Annotated in this window: 16 protein-coding genes; 5 read left to right on the forward strand and 11 right to left on the reverse strand. The window is 39.6% G+C overall.

Annotation, left to right across the window (positions count from 1 at the left end):
- Nucleotides 1–137: 137 nt before the first annotated feature.
- Nucleotides 138–581, forward strand: coding sequence for a DUF2188 domain-containing protein (locus MHH23_RS12405; RefSeq protein ID WP_007499382.1), 444 nt, complete (start codon nucleotides 138–140; stop codon nucleotides 579–581).
- Nucleotides 582–609: 28 nt separating this feature from the next.
- Here the strand turns inward: MHH23_RS12405 and ku are convergent, their stop codons facing one another.
- A complete protein-coding gene (gene ku / locus MHH23_RS12410; protein WP_007499384.1) occupies nucleotides 610–1,458 on the reverse strand; it encodes a non-homologous end joining protein Ku in 849 nt (282 codons plus the stop codon).
- A gap of 115 nt (nucleotides 1,459–1,573) precedes the next feature.
- On the opposite strand from ku, the gene MHH23_RS12415 reads away from it, so the two are divergent.
- A complete protein-coding gene (locus tag MHH23_RS12415) occupies nucleotides 1,574–3,439 on the forward strand; it encodes a DNA ligase D (protein ID WP_340959590.1) in 1,866 nt (621 codons plus the stop codon).
- 34 nt (nucleotides 3,440–3,473) lie between these two features.
- Nucleotides 3,474–4,169, forward strand: coding sequence for a YoaK family protein (locus tag MHH23_RS12420; RefSeq protein ID WP_008343947.1), 696 nt, complete (start codon nucleotides 3,474–3,476; stop codon nucleotides 4,167–4,169).
- A gap of 39 nt (nucleotides 4,170–4,208) precedes the next feature.
- Here MHH23_RS12420 and MHH23_RS12425 read toward each other — a convergent pair whose 3' ends face one another.
- From MHH23_RS12425 to MHH23_RS12450, 6 genes are all read right to left on the reverse strand, one after another.
- Nucleotides 4,209–4,430, reverse strand: a complete 222-nt coding sequence (locus MHH23_RS12425) for a hypothetical protein (RefSeq protein WP_024719106.1) — start codon at nucleotides 4,428–4,430, stop codon at nucleotides 4,209–4,211.
- Nucleotides 4,431–4,893: 463 nt separating this feature from the next.
- Entirely contained in the window at nucleotides 4,894–6,006 is a 1,113-nt protein-coding gene (locus tag MHH23_RS12430) for a response regulator aspartate phosphatase (protein ID WP_048003261.1), read from the reverse strand.
- Nucleotides 6,007–6,339: 333 nt separating this feature from the next.
- Nucleotides 6,340–7,692 (reverse strand): IS1182 family transposase, encoded by a 1,353-nt coding sequence (locus MHH23_RS12435; protein WP_340959591.1) that lies wholly within the window; start codon nucleotides 7,690–7,692, stop codon nucleotides 6,340–6,342.
- A 127-nt stretch (nucleotides 7,693–7,819) separates the two neighbouring features.
- Complete coding sequence (locus tag MHH23_RS12440) at nucleotides 7,820–8,731, reverse strand: BclA C-terminal domain-containing protein (RefSeq protein ID WP_340959593.1); 912 nt, start codon at nucleotides 8,729–8,731, stop codon at nucleotides 7,820–7,822.
- A 62-nt stretch (nucleotides 8,732–8,793) separates the two neighbouring features.
- Entirely contained in the window at nucleotides 8,794–9,138 is a 345-nt protein-coding gene (locus MHH23_RS12445) for a DUF3992 domain-containing protein (protein ID WP_008343952.1), read from the reverse strand.
- 74 nt (nucleotides 9,139–9,212) lie between these two features.
- Nucleotides 9,213–9,866, reverse strand: a complete 654-nt coding sequence (locus MHH23_RS12450) for a CotZ-related putative spore coat protein (protein ID WP_024720419.1) — start codon at nucleotides 9,864–9,866, stop codon at nucleotides 9,213–9,215.
- Between the two features lie 385 nt (nucleotides 9,867–10,251).
- Between MHH23_RS12450 and MHH23_RS12455 the strand changes: the two genes are divergently transcribed.
- Both MHH23_RS12455 and MHH23_RS12460 read left to right on the forward strand, forming a co-directional pair.
- Nucleotides 10,252–10,623 carry an iron chaperone gene (locus MHH23_RS12455; RefSeq protein WP_017357912.1) on the forward strand — a complete coding sequence of 124 codons (372 nt, stop codon included), beginning with the start codon at nucleotides 10,252–10,254 and terminating at the stop codon, nucleotides 10,621–10,623.
- A 367-nt stretch (nucleotides 10,624–10,990) separates the two neighbouring features.
- Entirely contained in the window at nucleotides 10,991–11,452 is a 462-nt protein-coding gene (locus tag MHH23_RS12460) for a macro domain-containing protein (protein ID WP_268431924.1), read from the forward strand.
- Nucleotides 11,453–11,521: 69 nt separating this feature from the next.
- On the opposite strand, the gene MHH23_RS12465 is transcribed toward MHH23_RS12460, so the two are convergent.
- The 4 genes from MHH23_RS12465 to MHH23_RS12480 form a co-directional block, all read right to left on the reverse strand.
- Entirely contained in the window at nucleotides 11,522–12,004 is a 483-nt protein-coding gene (locus MHH23_RS12465; RefSeq protein ID WP_268431925.1) for an immunity protein YezG family protein, read from the reverse strand.
- A 5-nt stretch (nucleotides 12,005–12,009) separates the two neighbouring features.
- Complete coding sequence (locus MHH23_RS12470) at nucleotides 12,010–13,935, reverse strand: T7SS effector LXG polymorphic toxin (protein WP_268431926.1); 1,926 nt, start codon at nucleotides 13,933–13,935, stop codon at nucleotides 12,010–12,012.
- Nucleotides 13,936–14,024: 89 nt separating this feature from the next.
- Entirely contained in the window at nucleotides 14,025–14,159 is a 135-nt protein-coding gene (locus MHH23_RS12475) for a hypothetical protein (protein ID WP_268431927.1), read from the reverse strand.
- Nucleotides 14,160–15,269 (reverse strand): response regulator aspartate phosphatase, encoded by a 1,110-nt coding sequence (locus MHH23_RS12480; RefSeq protein ID WP_039166523.1) that lies wholly within the window; start codon nucleotides 15,267–15,269, stop codon nucleotides 14,160–14,162.
- Nucleotides 15,270–15,335: the final 66 nt, after the last annotated feature.

Genomic DNA, 15,335 nt, shown 5'->3' on the forward strand with positions numbered 1-15,335 from the left:
TCTATTGTGCAGGAATTGAAAACATTCTTCCTCAGCAAAACGATGTATTTCAACCAAGCCATTGGATTGAGATGGTGAAATGTTTGATCCATTGCATATGGGGGAAGGTGTTCAAATAAAAGAAAGGAGCGTTCAATATGCCTTGGACAATGGAAGATTATCCAGCTTCATTCCAATCACTAGACAAAGTCATTCGAAAAAAAGCACTTGAGATTGCCAACAAAATGGTGCAGGAAGGCTATGAAGAAGGTAGAGCGATTCCAATTGCGATCAATCAAGCGAAAGAGTGGAAAAAGAATGCGACGGAAAAAGAAATGGAGGACTTTCACTCTCATGGTTCTGTGACTCCTTCTAAGAAAAGCAGCTCTGCACGACCTGAGCTCATGGATCATGCGCAGCATGTCGTGAAACATGATGAAGGCTGGGCGGTTCAAACTGAAAAAGCGAAGCGTGCAAGTGAGGTAAAAGAAACGAAACAGGAAGCCATCGACCGCGCGAAAGAGATTTCATCTAAAAAAGGAACAGCAGTTGTCATCCACCGAACAGACGGGACGATTCAGGATGTGGTGAAGCCAAAATAAGACCGCCCTTTGGCGAGCGGTCTTTTCTTTATGCATTCTTTTCTTTTTTAGCGGGTGCTTTTCTTTTCTTAGGTGCTGCTTTTTTCGTTTTTTCAGGTTTTGATCGATCGATAGAAGCCTGCAAAGCGGCCATCAAATCGGTGACATTGGATGAAGCCTCTTTTTTACCTGTCGTTGCTGGTTGAACGGTATGTTCTCCAGAGATTTTGTCTCCAATTACATTCATCAGCTGCTCTCTGTATTCATCGCGATAAGCGGCTGGATCGAATGTGGTGGTCAGCTGCTCAATTAAAAGGAGTGCTGTATCCAACTCTTTCTTCACGATATTTTCCTCTTGCGGGATATTCGGGACATCTGATACTTGCCTAATTTCGTCAGGGAAATGAATGGTTTCCATTAGTAAAATATGTTCGTAGCACCTAACAATCGCTAATTGCTCCTTTGAGCGAATCATGATCTTGGCTACACCGATTTTCCCTGATTCTTGTAACGCTTTTCTTAATAATGAATAAGCCTTTGCTCCGCCGGTATCTGGAGATAGAAAATAACTTCTTTCATAATAGATGGGGTCGATTTCTTCTATCTTCACAAAATCAATAATTTCGACGGCTTTTTCTTCATTTTCTTTTCTCAGCCTTTCGAGTTCTTCCTCATCCAATTCAATGAATTTATTTTTGGCGTACTCGTACGCTTTTACAATTTGCTCTGGCGCTACCTCCTCGCCGCAGTTAGCACAAACCTTTTTGTAATTAATCGGCGTATGGCATTCTTTATGAAGCTGTCTTAATTTAATATCTTTGTTTTCTGTAGCGGTAAACAGCTTGACTGGAATATTCACCAGTCCGAAGCTAATGCCACCCTTCCATACTGTATGCATCGTAACGCCTCCGTTCTTTTCTCCTTACTATGCAATGTTTTCATCTGAGTTATGTATGTTTATGAAAATTTCATCCCACTCTAAGAACACATGATGTAAGGAAGTGAAAAACACAATGAAACCGATGCGTTTAACGTCTGCACATGATATTCCTGTTGGAGCAGACTGGCTGTATGAATTAAAATATGACGGCTTCAGGGCCATTCTTATTTGGGAAAAAGACACCATTCATTTAGAGAGCAGAGCCGGAAAGCGATTAAATGAACAATTCCCTGAAGTCATTGATCAGTGCCAGCAACTAACAAAGCAGCTTGCACCTTTTTTACCGCTGACCCTAGATGGAGAATTGGTCTTTTTACTGAGTGAACAAGAAAGCGACTTTACAAAGGTTCAGCAAAGAGGCCGCCTGAAAAACACAGAAACCATTCAACGCCAGGCTAAGCGGTTTCCATGTCATTTGATTGCATTTGATCTATTGAAATGCAAAGGGAAATCCCTCGTTGATTTACCGTTGATTGAGAGAAAAGATGAGCTGCATGAGGTATTCCAAGCAGCAAACCTTCCTCCCTCCGTTCAGCTGAATCACCCCTCTCTTCTTCAAATCATCCAAACCGATGGCAGCCCTGATGACATGAAAAAAATCATGCTGACCTATTTAGCGGAAGGATTAGTTGCTAAAAAGAAGATGAGTAAATGGCAGGAGCATACCCGCTCGAAAGAATGGCTCAAAATCAAAAATTGGCGGTATGTATCTGTCATCGTGACTCGTTTTGATAAAGACAATGGCTATTTTCAAGGATGTCTTTATCAAGAAACGAATCTCATAGAGGTTGTCCAATTTAAGCATGGTTTTTCTAAAGAAGAAGAACAAACCCTGCGCACCTTATTTCTAACCAAAGGTCAAATGACTGGAGCATCATATTATGAAATCCCACCATCCATTGTCGCAAAGATTGCCTGTATCTCTTTTGATGGATCAGCCTTACGAGAGCCCCGGTTTTCTTCGTTTTTATTCGATGCAGACCCAGCAACGTGTACCTTTCAACACATGCTCAAACAGCTTTATCCGCTCCCAGCTTTGATTGACGTCACCCACCCAGAGAAACCGGTTGTACCTGCCCTTCATATCACAAAGGCAGATTACTTACTTTATTTGAGGCAAGCCGCTCCCTATTTATTACCCTTTTTACGTGAAAGACGTCTTACGTTAATACGCTTTCCTCATGGCACTGGTGGAGAATCTTTTTATCAAAAGGCAACGCCCGATTATGCGCCTGATTTTGTTGAGACAGATCAAGCGCACGATATTTCTTACACAATCTGTAATGATCCTAACACGTTGCTTTGGCTTGGTAACCAGCTGGCGATGGAATTTCATATTCCTTTTGAAACGAGAGATACAGATCGACCTGTAGAAATTGTATTTGATTTAGATCCGCCTTCTGTTAAAGAGTTTCACCTAGCAATAGAAGCAGCCAAACGAATCAAGGTCATTTTAGATGGACTCTTTCTCACCGCATTTATTAAAACAAGTGGTGGGAAAGGGCTACAAGTTTATATCCCATTGAAGAAAAATGCCTTCACATATGAACAAACTAGACAATTCACTGCGTTCATCTGCCAATTTTTATGTGAACAAGCACCCGAGCTGTTTACGTTAGAGCGTCTAAAGAAAAACCGCGGCAACCGTTTATATTTAGACTACCTTCAACATGATGCTGGAAAAACAATCATCGCCCCGTATTCCCCGAGAGGAAACGAGCTCGGACTTGTTGCAACACCGGTTGAATGGGAAGAATTAAATAGTGAAGAATGTCACCCTTCTTTATTTACGATGCCGGCTGTTATGAAACGTCTAAAGGAAAAAGGCGACCCATTCCGGCAAATGAGGCACCATGTGAATGATGATTCTTTTCGACAAGTTTTATATCAGCTGCAGGACATGTTACCAGCTCATAAAATGGACATACGTGGTCATTAAGCGTTACACTTATTCATTAGAGAGAAAGAAAGGGATGACCATTTTGACCGCACACTCAATACGAAACATTGCCCTGATGTTCTTATGTCTTACCGCAGGAATAGTGGATGTTATCGGCTATTTAAGCCTAGGGCATGTGTTTACAGCAAATATGACGGGAAATATTGTACTGCTTGGCATTGCAGCAGGCAGTTCATTGCAGTTAACCGCTCTTCATTCCATCACGGCACTTAGCGGATTTGTTCTAGGTGTTTTACTAGCTGTTGTCATAGGTGGAAAACAAGAAAAAACATTTTGGCCAAAAGCCGTTACACGCATCTTTATCATAGAAGTCATCATCTTGCTTCTATTTGCTCTTATGACCATTTTTCCTTATACGCAAGGTGCTTATTTTATGCTGATTATCCTTTTAAGTATGGCGATGGGCATGCAAACGGCGGCCGCACGCAAATTAAATGTCGCTGGCATTTCTACAACAGTTTTAACGAGTACACTTGCTAACTTATTTGAAGATTTGGCGCAGCGCTTATCAAATCGGGAAAAAAGAAAAGCCCCTATTCAGCATGTGAGCTTGCTGCGAATCGGTTCTATTGTCTTTTACTGCCTAGGAGCTGCTTTAGCTGCGTATACAGATGCGTACGATCCGTTTATCATCATTTGGCTGCCTATTTGCATCCTAGGGGTTATTGTGATCACAGCTACATTTAAGCACTTTCACCAATTGAAATAGCCAATCTTAGATGGCTATTTCAATCACTGTGATGAAACATTAATAACTTCTTACATAAAAACCAGGAGGACGCCCCATAATGAATGTGGAGCCATATGGGGAATATCCAGAAAACGTCCCGAACCCCCCATATCCAGGGTAACCTCCTAAGCCCGAGAACACGCCAGGGCTCACATAATACCCGCCAAAACCAATATGAGGTCCCACTGCTCCGCCGCTAAAACCGCCGCCATGAAAGCCTCCATACACCCGTGAATCCATACAATCACCTGCCTTCAACTTACACCTCATCTCATCATATGCGTGACAAATGGAGCGGTGTTCCCTCTTTTGTAACAATTTCTATGTACAATAGACCAATTTGATGAAATTTGAATGAAAAGTCCTGCAAAAAATTAAATTAAGCAAAGAAAGGTGACCTTTTTAACTTGTTGCTCTGCCCAATGTTTATTTAGAATAATGGAGCAGGTAACAAATTTGCACACCCCCTTTGTTGCGAATTCTTCTTATTAAACGTTCTTGCAGCGTTTAATAAGAAGAGCCTATTTTCACCCATATAAAAAACCCTTGCTGATGATTCTCAACAAGGGCGAGGATATGATTGGGTGATTAACCACCAATGATTTTTTCTGCTACTTCGAAAGAACCCGCTACATTTTCAGTTAAAACAGCCGCAGCGACCGCTAAACCTACAACGAATAATACTTTTAATCCTGTTTTCATCTTATATCAACCCCATTCTTTTCATATGTAAATCCGCTTCTAAACTTTTATTCAAGTAAAAAACAGACTGCTCATAAAGTGCTTGCTTTTCACAATACTTTGCAGCAAAGTGAGAAAGCTCTTTCACTTCATGATATTCATTCTTTTCTTCTAACTTTCTTAATTTCTCATTAATTTGCTGAAATCTTTGTGGCACATTCGTTAAGTAAAGATCATGTACGATGCCTATTTTGAGCTGAAACACTTCATGAGAAGCATCTTTTATTCGTGCATATGCAGCCTCTATATACTGGCTTGCGCGCTGCTTTTCACCAATCACACAGAGTTCCCGGCTGATCAGATACGTAGAATGGAAAAAGAAATCTGAATCATAATACTCTTGATGAGACAATGCTTTTTCAAGATGTCGTATGGATTCTTTCGGTTTATTCCAAAATGAATATAAAATGGCCACATTATGGTGATGCTGAGCCAGCATAAAGTCATCCTGTTCGCTTGTCAAAACCTCTTCCGCTAAACGATAATTCTCAAGCGCTTCTTCGTACCTGCCAATCTCTGTAAGGTTGGCTGCAATAAGAGAATATGAAAGTGCAGTTCTTCTTTCATAGTGCTTGTGACGTTTATAGACGTGTAGAGCCCTGCGAATATAACTTAATGAAAGCATAATATGACTCAGGCGATAGTAAAGCCACGCGACCTTAAAATCGAAATCAGCGCGTTCAATTTCACTTGGAATTTTATCTAAGAGCTTTTCAGCACTTTGATACATCTGTAATGCAACCTCATAATTCCCCTGATGCTGTTCATACACACCCTCATAAAAATCAAAATAGTAAGCAAGGCGATTAGACAAATCATCATCTTTATTCCCATAATGGCCTTCTATACTTTTCGTTGAAACATTGCCTTTTTGCCCTCTTAAATTGTACATCAGAATATGATGCCTTTTCTCTAGAAGAGAATAATACATGAGGATGTCAGCATCATCAATTTCCTCTACTGCCTGTTTCGCTTTAGCAAATAGCCGTTCTGCCTCATCTGCATGATCTTTTTTGATTTCCATGTTCCAGTCATTTAATAGTGATGCCAATTCCGCCACAGGAACTTTGCTCATTCTACACCCCCAATCACCTTCAGCTACACCACATGATTTCACTAAATATGGAACTTCTATTAGCAATTGCTAATTCGTCCATTTGACATCATTTTAATATGAATCACTTGAATCTTCAATAACCGATTCCTTTGTTATTGCGTTTCTTTCTCCTAGTCAATGATGTATACACTAAAAATTCCGTCTTTTTTCTATTAAAGGACACGGTTGAATTGAAAAAAAAGCCCTTATTGGGCTTTCAGATTGTAGAGAAACTCATGTTTTTCTACAATCTTTTTTATTTTCATCGTAATGATGATGGATGAGATTGATTGAAAAAGGCCTCCCACACACCTAACCTAGCTTCGCTAGATGTGTGGCAATCTTCTTCATGTTCTGACAGGCAGCTGTGAGAAGAACTTGCTCACTCACATTTTGTTTTCCCCTCAACCGGCAGTAGCGAAGCCCGTGCAGTTGTTTTGAATCTGCAAAGCTTCGCTCTATTTTTTCTTTTCTTTTTTTATATAACTCTTTTCCAGAGACAGATAGACGATTTTGTCTGATCTTTTCTTTATGTTCTTCCCATATGTGTCTTGAGATGACTTTTTGATGATTTTTCGACCTTGTGCATCTTTCAAGGAAAGGACACGATGTACATTTTTTAGGATCTGAGTTGTAGAACCGATAACCTTTTCGATCAGTTGTTGTATATAATAGCTTCTCACCATTTGGGCATATGTAATGATCATGTTCAGAGTCATACTTGAATTTCCACTTCTCAAATAAACCTCTTGTTGGATGAAAGCGTCTATGTGCGATGACACCAAAAATACGGCGATCTGATAAACCTTTACAGATTGGGGTCGTCAAATAACCAGAATCAAGGGCAACAGCTTCTACTTGAAAACCAAATCGTGCGATTTGGTGATCCAACCGATCAAGATACGGAACAGAATCATGGACATTACCGGGCGTGATGTGGGCATCCGTGATGATATTGTACTTCATATCCGTTGTACGGTGGTCTAGGTAGAAAAAGCCTTCCGGTTTGTTTTCACGATAAAGATAGCCACTTTCAGGATCAGTCGTACTTTGACGAATGTCTTTTTCCGTTTTCACCTCCTCTTTTACCTTTAAGGGCTTTTTTCCGTGTGCCACCCGATCTTCTTGAATCGCTTTTTCTAATTCATTTATATAGTTTTGAGTATCTTGTTCAATCGTTTTTCTCGTATATTTATGTTTATTGGCATTGGCTTTAAGATGAGTGGAGTCAGTAAAAAGAACGCGCCCTCCAACCATATCGTGATTGATGGCTTGAAGAACAATTTCATCGAAAATATCTTGAAAAATCGTTGTATCTTTAAAACGGGTACGGCGATTCCAGCTAATGGTCGAGTGATGAGGAACGGGGTCATTGATGTTCAAACCTAAAAACCATCTATACGCCATGTTATAGTAAATTTCTTTTTCAAGTTGTCTTTCAGAACGGATACCGTACAGGTATCCGATAAACATCATTTTGAACAAAATAAGTGGATCAAGAGAAGGACGACCTTTATTCTCGCTATAATACGGTCTTACTTTATCTACGATAAATGAAAAATCAATGTACTGATCAATTTTACGAAGCAGGTGATCCTCTTCGACCAGTTGATCTAGCAATACAAATTCAGCTTCGTGCTGAGAAGAATTTCTAGTGTGGAACATGAGAAAAACACCTTCCTTTAGTGGGCTTTTCTCTATTATAAAATGAGGAGATGTAAATTTTAAGGAAAAAAATAAAGCTGTCGAGATTTTCTCGACAGCCTGAAAGCCCTTATTGGGCTTTTTGGATTTATTCCAATCTGATAATGGTTAATGCCGCTCCAACAGATCCCCCGCCAAGTAATACTACGGTTGCGACTAAACCGAATATTTGAAGAGAAATTTGATTCCCTGCTGCAAGTGTTGTAATGAGAGATACGTTGTAGGTAGATGTAGATAAAGCGGGTGATAAAATAGACCCTGCTATGGGTGTTCCGTTGTTAATTACCCTTGCTCCTGCCAGAAGTGCAGCGCTTGTATTTACTTGATACGTGATAAAATACCGCCCTGAAACAGGTACAGTAAACACCGTATTACCACCACTTACGGTAAATCCATCTAAACTTTGGTTATTAGGCAGCGTCACTGCCGTTCCGCCTAAAACAACCAGCACCGTACTTCCCGACGTATTGGATGCGTACATCGAGTTAGTTGTTAAACTAGTACCGGTTGGACCTGTGGCTCCCGTTGGGCCAGTTACTCCTGTTGAACCTGTGGCTCCCGTTGGACCCGTCGAGCCGGTTGCGCCGGTTACTCCTGTTGAACCTGTGGCTCCCGTTGGACCCGTTGCACCGGTTGGACCTGTGACTCCAGTTGTGCCCGTTACTCCTGTTGAACCCGTGGCTCCCGTTGGACCAGTTACTCCTGTTGAACCTGTGGCTCCCGTTGGACCAGTTACTCCTGTTGAACCTGTGGCTCCCGTTGGACCCGTTGCACCGGTTGGACCTGTGACTCCAGTTGTGCCCGTGGCTCCAGTTGCACCGGTTACTCCTGTTGAACCTGTGGCTCCCGTTGGGCCAGTTACTCCTGTTGAACCCGTGGCTCCCGTTGGACCAGTTACTCCTGTTGAACCTGTGGCTCCCGTTGGACCCGTCGAGCCGGTTGCGCCGGTTACTCCTGTTGAACCTGTGGCTCCAGTCGGGCCGGTTATTCCTCCACACATATTAAGTTGGGCGCACATGTCTCTCACTACTTTCAAACTGTGGAATCTTCAAGACATACACACTAATACTGATAATTGAGAGAAAACGAAACGACAATACTTCCAGTCGAGGTTCCACCAGTAGCTAAAATCCCAATCGAGTTCAGATCACTGAGCGTAATGGATCGACTCTCTCCTGGCGGTACCGTGAAATCAGGAACAGCTGTACCGTTTACCTCTAAAGCCACAGTAGGTGCTACAGCCACAATCCCATTGTTTTCCACCATGATGGTTCCGTTTATGACATAAGGTGTTCCATCTGTCCAGACGACAACTGCATCAGCTGCTGCTGCTAAATCAAGTGTGAAGCATACTGCATCATTTACAAAGCCCGCTTGTTCATTACTACATCCGCCTAAAATAGCCATTTTAACCCTCCTTCAACCTAGTCTTGATAGACTATGATCCATTGATATTGGATGATTGTGCGATTATCACAGCTTCAAAGCTTTATTTTTCTTCTTTGCACCATGTTGATTTGCATGTCTAATCGTGCTTGCACATTTTCAGTTGATGGAGATTTCAAGATAAATTTCACATCTTTCACAGTAATCGCACGACTTTCTCCTTTTTGGACAAGAAGATCATAACAAAATGTACCAGTGTGAATCCTAATTGCGACTGGTACATCCTGATGATCTTGATGATGCAACACAACAGTTGCCGTATTGAGAAATTTTGTTCCATTCCGCCATACTTCCACCGAACTGGGCGTTGTGGAAAAACAAAGAAAGATGTGGTGAGATTCTATGTTTTTTAAAATAAGCGCATCATATACAGGAAGCTCTACTTCAATGATTCCACATAAAAAAGAAAGATCTACAAGAATTTTCGAACTGGATCGATACAAAACTTTTTGACAGCATGTTGATCTATTGCAACACGGTACAAGAAGTTCCAACACCACACAATTCTGCTTTTCATTGATAGAACTCAAAGAAAAATAGCAAGTCTTAAACACACTTCTTTCAAAAAACACCCATGAGTAAAAAGGTTCCCCATCTTCCATGGTGAGCAAAAAGGGAGAACTCATCGAACGTTTGTGAGTAAAGCCTTCTAATTTTGTTTGATTGTTTATCTCTTTTAGTTTACTCATCAACAGGTTTGTCACTTACAATCAGCCCAATTCCATGCTGTATACATAACTATATGGTCTTTTATCATATGTGCCTTTGACTATTTTGTGCGATTGGATTAGATGATGAGCATAGCTTTTCATTTTTCAAGTTTCTCTATATAATATGAACAAGAACTTTCCGTGCCTCAGTAGCTCTAGAAGGGAAGAGCGCCGTAAAACAATTGTAGCTAGCGGGTCGCAAGGCAAGGGTTTCAGAAGCACCGAAAAGCAAATGAGCTGAGACAGGTGAAACTCCTGTCGGTGAAATTCCGTAGGGAAGCGTGTTGCCCCCTAGCCTATGCTTACGAAAGGAGTGCGGGTTCGAATCCCGTCTGAGGCTTGATGAATATGGAGGGTGAAAACAATGCAGGTTTTTGAAGAATATGTAAGCAATATCGGTCATCCAGAGCTGAAACAGCGCATGCAAGACATCTTACAATGGATTTCAGACACATTCCCTCAATTAGAGCCAAGAATTGCTTGGAATCAGCCCATGTTCACAGATCATGGCACATTTATTATCGGATTTAGCGTCGCAAAACACCACATTTCTGTCGCACCAGAAGGAAAAGGGATTGATCACTTTTCAGCAGATATTGTACAAGCTGGTTATGACCATGGAAAAAAGATGTTTCGGATGAAAGAAAGCTTACCGATTGACTATCCTCTGCTAAAAAAAATCATCGAATTTAACATTGAAGACAAAGCAGATTGTACTACATTTTGGCGAAAGTAATAAACACCCCGATCTGATGTCATAACAGATTGGGGTGTTTTTTCGTGGGATTTACATTCTATTTGGTTCTCTCTCCTGCCCATTTCTGCTCCACCCATTCATAGCACGACAGAAGCAGGCTAACGCCCTTTTGTGATAGCGGCCAATAAACCGTCTAAGAATTAACAGATTTGTTTCTATTTTATCCACAAGGCTCTCCTGACTGTTTGTTCTTTATCTTTGACTCTTTTAGATGGTATGCACTGTTTTTGACACTCTGACCGTACTTATTTTTAAAAGTCCAAGTGCATTTTGCAATGAAATAACGTCATCAAAACTGCTATAATAGAACATAAGTTTCTATTTTATCAAAAAGGGATGACTTAAAATGATTAAAACGGTAGAAGGCAACATCTTAGAGGCAAAAGAAGACATCATCTGTCATCAGGTGAACTGTAAGGGTGTCATGGGAGCAGGATTAGCAAAGCAAATCAAAAGCAAATACCCAAATGTGTATAAAGACTATAAACGTTTATGTGCAGAACAAGGAGATGATTTATTAAGCTCCGTCCAGTTCATCACAACGAGCGACGGAAAAACCATTGCCAACTTATTCGCCCAAGTTGGATACGGAAGAAAAACAAAACAAACAGATGACGACGCATTACGCAGCTGCTTTGAACATCTAAAACAGACAGTGACAAATCTAAATGAAGAGAATCCCCTTCATTCTATCGCCATTCCTTATGGGATCGGCTGCGGCTTGGCAGGTGGCGATTGGACGGTTGTTCGAGAGATGATAGAAGAGGTCCTTGGTGAGTGTGAAGTGACGGTTTATCGGTTTAAATAGGTAAAATGAGAAATTCTTATGAAACAAATATTACAAAAACCCTCCTTCATTCATTTGGAGGGTCATTTGCTATTTGCTATTTTCTTCTTTATTTTTCAAATAATTTAGCACAGCTTCTTTATCTTTCTCGTCTTCTGGTAAAAACCCGAACGTTTTATACTCCCATACGGCTCTTCTCTGGATACCATAAAGCCCTATAGATAAAATATCTTCATAGCCATAATCAATCGAGAATTTCCCTGTTTTATCTAATTCTAGGGTAGCTGTTGTCCAAGCACCTAAATCATTTTGTATATATGCTTTTTTCAATTCTTCAAAAGTTTTACTTAGTTCGTATAATAAATGAATGTATGTTGACTTACTTACATTATATTTAAGTGGAATTTCATGTCCATAAACATACTCTTCACTATTAGTCTCGTTGAAACAAAATGTAATTCCAGCCGAATCATCAAGGATTTCTGCATACATCCAAACTTTATCCCAATCATATGGTATTAATTCATTAATTGATTCTGCTATCTTTTTATAATAGTGTTCTATTGATTCCATTATCTTTAACCTCCAGGTTGATTCTTGATAAATTCTTGAACATAACTTTTTCCTACTTTATATTCCACAAAAAAACTATCAGGTCTTAGCAAATCACCTTGATAAATAGGCTCAATACTTACCTCTACATGTTTAGGTGGAATCTCTTTGAGTGCAGCCAACCATTCCTGCTCCATGTTATACCATTTCCCGCCACTACGATTAATCTGTGAATTCATCGGAAGTAGGTTATCAATATCCCCAGACCCTTTAAAAATAGATGCAATTAAATGCCCTCCATCATCATCCAGCAATCGATCCGGCTTACCTGAATTGGATTGAGCATATTGATTTCTTTTGACCTCTCCGTATTTTAAATCACTTGCTTCGACTTTGACAATGCGTCCATAGTGATCTGTTGTGTAGGTGTAACCTTGCTTTGTTGAATAAACGACATTCGGTTTTAATACCTTCTTGCGTTTCCATCTCACATAATGATCTCCGTAACTGACGACAGTCGGTGGTGATTTGGGTGCTGGTAATCTTCTGCCTGTCTGAGAGATACCGTATCCTGAGTTGTTGTCTAGACGCTTTGCCATGGAGAGAAGTTTATTTTTGAGATTTTCTCCGTCAAATACATTGTACGGGAGCTTCGGTCCACCAGCCATTTGAAACTTTGGTGAATATGGCAATAGACCAGGAATAGAGACTCTATCTATTGATTTTGCCCCTTGTTCAAGGCCTTTCTTCACTGTTGTTTTGGCAGCTGTTGTCCCTGTTTTTGTGATGGCTCCTGCCCCTTTAGAACCAAAGACAATTTCTGCAAGAGAACCAGTCGCATAGGCGAACCAGTGTGACCGTGAATACGCGTCACCATTTATGACTTCTTTTTGGAATGAGTCTGAAATCGATTTTCCAATCGCTTTCGACGTTTCAATTGGATGAGAAACAGCCGTTACGACCGATTCAACGGCACCTCCAGGATCTGTCACAAGATCGTAGATACCAACTACTGTATCTTTTGCTACATCATATAGACCCACTGCAGCACCTTTTACACTATCAACGAATACCTCCGATGCTTCTTCCTGCGCTTTGATCTGGAGAAGCTGACTGTAATACAATTTTTGATCGTAAGAAAGATTTTCATATCCAATTTCGTCTACAATCTCAAAGTATTTCTCTACTGATATACACGAAGGATCATTGAGCTTTTCCTTCAATTCTTTGATTCTTCGTTTCTCTTTTTCTTCTTTTTTCACTTTTAAGTAAGCTTTCACCTGTGCATCAATTTTATCATGATTCTTGTACACATCTGTCTCGTGAAATGCTTTTGCATCATAATACATGGGCTGAGCGTTCTTACCTTTTCCTGTAGCAGCCATCATTTTTGTATAAAAAGTAGCAAGATGTTTCTCAATGGCTTCTGATTTTTCGTATTCTGTTTTTAGAACATGATCTAATGTATGTATAGCCTCAATTGCATCTTTTCTTTTTTTGTTCGCATCATCTAAATGCTCGTCTACTTTTTTGCTGGAAAATGTCTGTAATTCAATCAAATCACTAATATCGTCAAAAATCGTTGATAGAGCTTCTTTTTGTTCCTTGACCATATCTTTATTGTTCTGAATGCCTTGCTTCAATTGAGCATCTAGGAAGTGTTCATCAATAAATGTACTCCCGCCTAATGATTCATCATCCAGCTTTCCTTTCACTCCATCTAAAAAAGCCTTTTGCATATCGATAAAATCAAGATAAGTGTCTGTGTATAGTACAAGATCATTATAAAAAGCTTTGATATTATCTGCACCTTTTCCAGTAAACTCATCACCTAATCCCGATACACCTTTTAATGCTTTTTTCACAAGTTTCATCTCTTCTTGAAGCTCATGATAGGCCTTTGACCTCTGTTCGACAGCTGAAAGTAAAGATGGAGCATCTAATATTTTCATATAAAAAAGACTCCTTTTATGGAATATTCTTTTACCAGAATACCATAAGGAGCCTGACACTTTAATCCACTTTATCGTTTTTTAACCAATTAACCTCCAGAGCTACCTCTTGATGCAACTGTTTGGACATCTTCATGTAGAGGTTGAGTCAAACCGTTTGTAAAGAAAAGTGTACCTAGAGCTACCACAGCTAGTGAAAATGTAATAAAAACCGGCTTCTTCAATTAATTCACTCCTTTTCCTACATACTGGCTTGCGAGTAAGGCTCTTTTATAGTAATTTAATGACTGTTTCAGCAAGCCTCTCCCCTCTAAATATTTCGCCACATCAACCAGAATCTCCTCTAAATCAACCCATACTCTTTTCTCTTCAAGCTCTAAACACAGATTGTTTATATTGTTCAATTGAGATTGATTTTTTTCATACAATAGTTCTTTTAACAATTTAAATTTTATTTGAAAAACGTTATGGTTGACTTGTTCTGATAAAGAAATGCCTAGATCAATCCATTCAATCGCGTCATTACTTTTACTGGAGATTTCTATTCTAGAAAGTTCATATAAACATCTCATCTTCAATAAATCTTGATTTTCGATCTCTTTATAACTCAACGTGCGCCTAAATAGTGCTGATGCTTCTTCTAAATTTTCTTTTTTGCTTTCTAGAAAACCCATATTGTAATATAGATGAATGATTAAATGATTGTCATTAATACTTTCGATCATATTCTCAGCTTCACTAAAAAGAGCTCTTGCTTTATCATATTCAAATTGATCAATTAAGTTTAACGCATGTAGCATCCTACAGTTAATCTGTCTTTTGATATATGTTTCATGCGCATTAAATGTGTCACACGCAATTTGTGCATGATATTTTGATAAAAAGGTCATTTTCAAATCATAAAATAGAACTGCGATTTTATAATGAAATTCAGCTTTTTCTATTTCATCATCAACATAAGCCAACTTTTTTTCAGCTATTCTGAAGTAACTTAATGCCTTATCATAATCTTGCAAGTAGTCATGATAGATCCCATTATAAAAGTAGAAGTAATATGACATGAGTTTATTTGTTTTTTCTTCTTTTTCGTCTGGAGCATTCCGCTGAAAGAATGGCTTATCTAAATTTCTGCTAATATTCTGAAGTTTCAGCTTAAGCCTAAAGCTCAAAAGTTGATAGTACAAAAGAATATCTTGATTTTCTTCCATTAAATCAATTGCCCTGTCTATGTCATCTTGCATTTCTATAGCTGCCGATAAATCCCCTTTTTGTATCGCAAGATTCCAAGTGTTTAACATGTTCCCTACCTCCTGAGAGGCAATTAATCCTGACATTCCTTTACCCCCTTCTAAACAAATCCCTAGTATAATTCTAACACGCATTTTACAACATATGTAAAG

The organism is Bacillus sp. FSL K6-3458, from assembly GCF_038005045.1.
Lineage (GTDB): Bacteria > Bacillota > Bacilli > Bacillales > Bacillaceae > Bacillus > Bacillus altitudinis.

What these genes read in the sequence shown, in the direction of transcription:
- MHH23_RS12405 (WP_007499382.1), top strand. Translation starts at nt 138, where the DNA reads ATGCCTTGGACAATGGAAGATTATCCAGCTTCATTCCAATCACTAGAC.
- ku (WP_007499384.1), bottom strand. Translation starts at nt 1,458, where the DNA reads ATGCATACAGTATGGAAGGGTGGCATTAGCTTCGGACTGGTGAATATT.
- MHH23_RS12415 (WP_340959590.1), top strand. Translation starts at nt 1,574, where the DNA reads ATGAAACCGATGCGTTTAACGTCTGCACATGATATTCCTGTTGGAGCA.
- MHH23_RS12420 (WP_008343947.1), top strand. Translation starts at nt 3,474, where the DNA reads ATGACCATTTTGACCGCACACTCAATACGAAACATTGCCCTGATGTTC.
- MHH23_RS12425 (WP_024719106.1), bottom strand. Translation starts at nt 4,430, where the DNA reads ATGGATTCACGGGTGTATGGAGGCTTTCATGGCGGCGGTTTTAGCGGC.
- MHH23_RS12430 (WP_048003261.1), bottom strand. Translation starts at nt 6,006, where the DNA reads ATGAGCAAAGTTCCTGTGGCGGAATTGGCATCACTATTAAATGACTGG.
- MHH23_RS12435 (WP_340959591.1), bottom strand. Translation starts at nt 7,692, where the DNA reads ATGTTCCACACTAGAAATTCTTCTCAGCACGAAGCTGAATTTGTATTG.
- MHH23_RS12440 (WP_340959593.1), bottom strand. Translation starts at nt 8,731, where the DNA reads ATGTGTGGAGGAATAACCGGCCCGACTGGAGCCACAGGTTCAACAGGA.
- MHH23_RS12445 (WP_008343952.1), bottom strand. Translation starts at nt 9,138, where the DNA reads ATGGCTATTTTAGGCGGATGTAGTAATGAACAAGCGGGCTTTGTAAAT.
- MHH23_RS12450 (WP_024720419.1), bottom strand. Translation starts at nt 9,866, where the DNA reads ATGAGTAAACTAAAAGAGATAAACAATCAAACAAAATTAGAAGGCTTT.
- MHH23_RS12455 (WP_017357912.1), top strand. Translation starts at nt 10,252, where the DNA reads ATGCAGGTTTTTGAAGAATATGTAAGCAATATCGGTCATCCAGAGCTG.
- MHH23_RS12460 (WP_268431924.1), top strand. Translation starts at nt 10,991, where the DNA reads ATGATTAAAACGGTAGAAGGCAACATCTTAGAGGCAAAAGAAGACATC.
- MHH23_RS12465 (WP_268431925.1), bottom strand. Translation starts at nt 12,004, where the DNA reads ATGGAATCAATAGAACACTATTATAAAAAGATAGCAGAATCAATTAAT.
- MHH23_RS12470 (WP_268431926.1), bottom strand. Translation starts at nt 13,935, where the DNA reads ATGAAAATATTAGATGCTCCATCTTTACTTTCAGCTGTCGAACAGAGG.
- MHH23_RS12480 (WP_039166523.1), bottom strand. Translation starts at nt 15,269, where the DNA reads ATGTCAGGATTAATTGCCTCTCAGGAGGTAGGGAACATGTTAAACACT.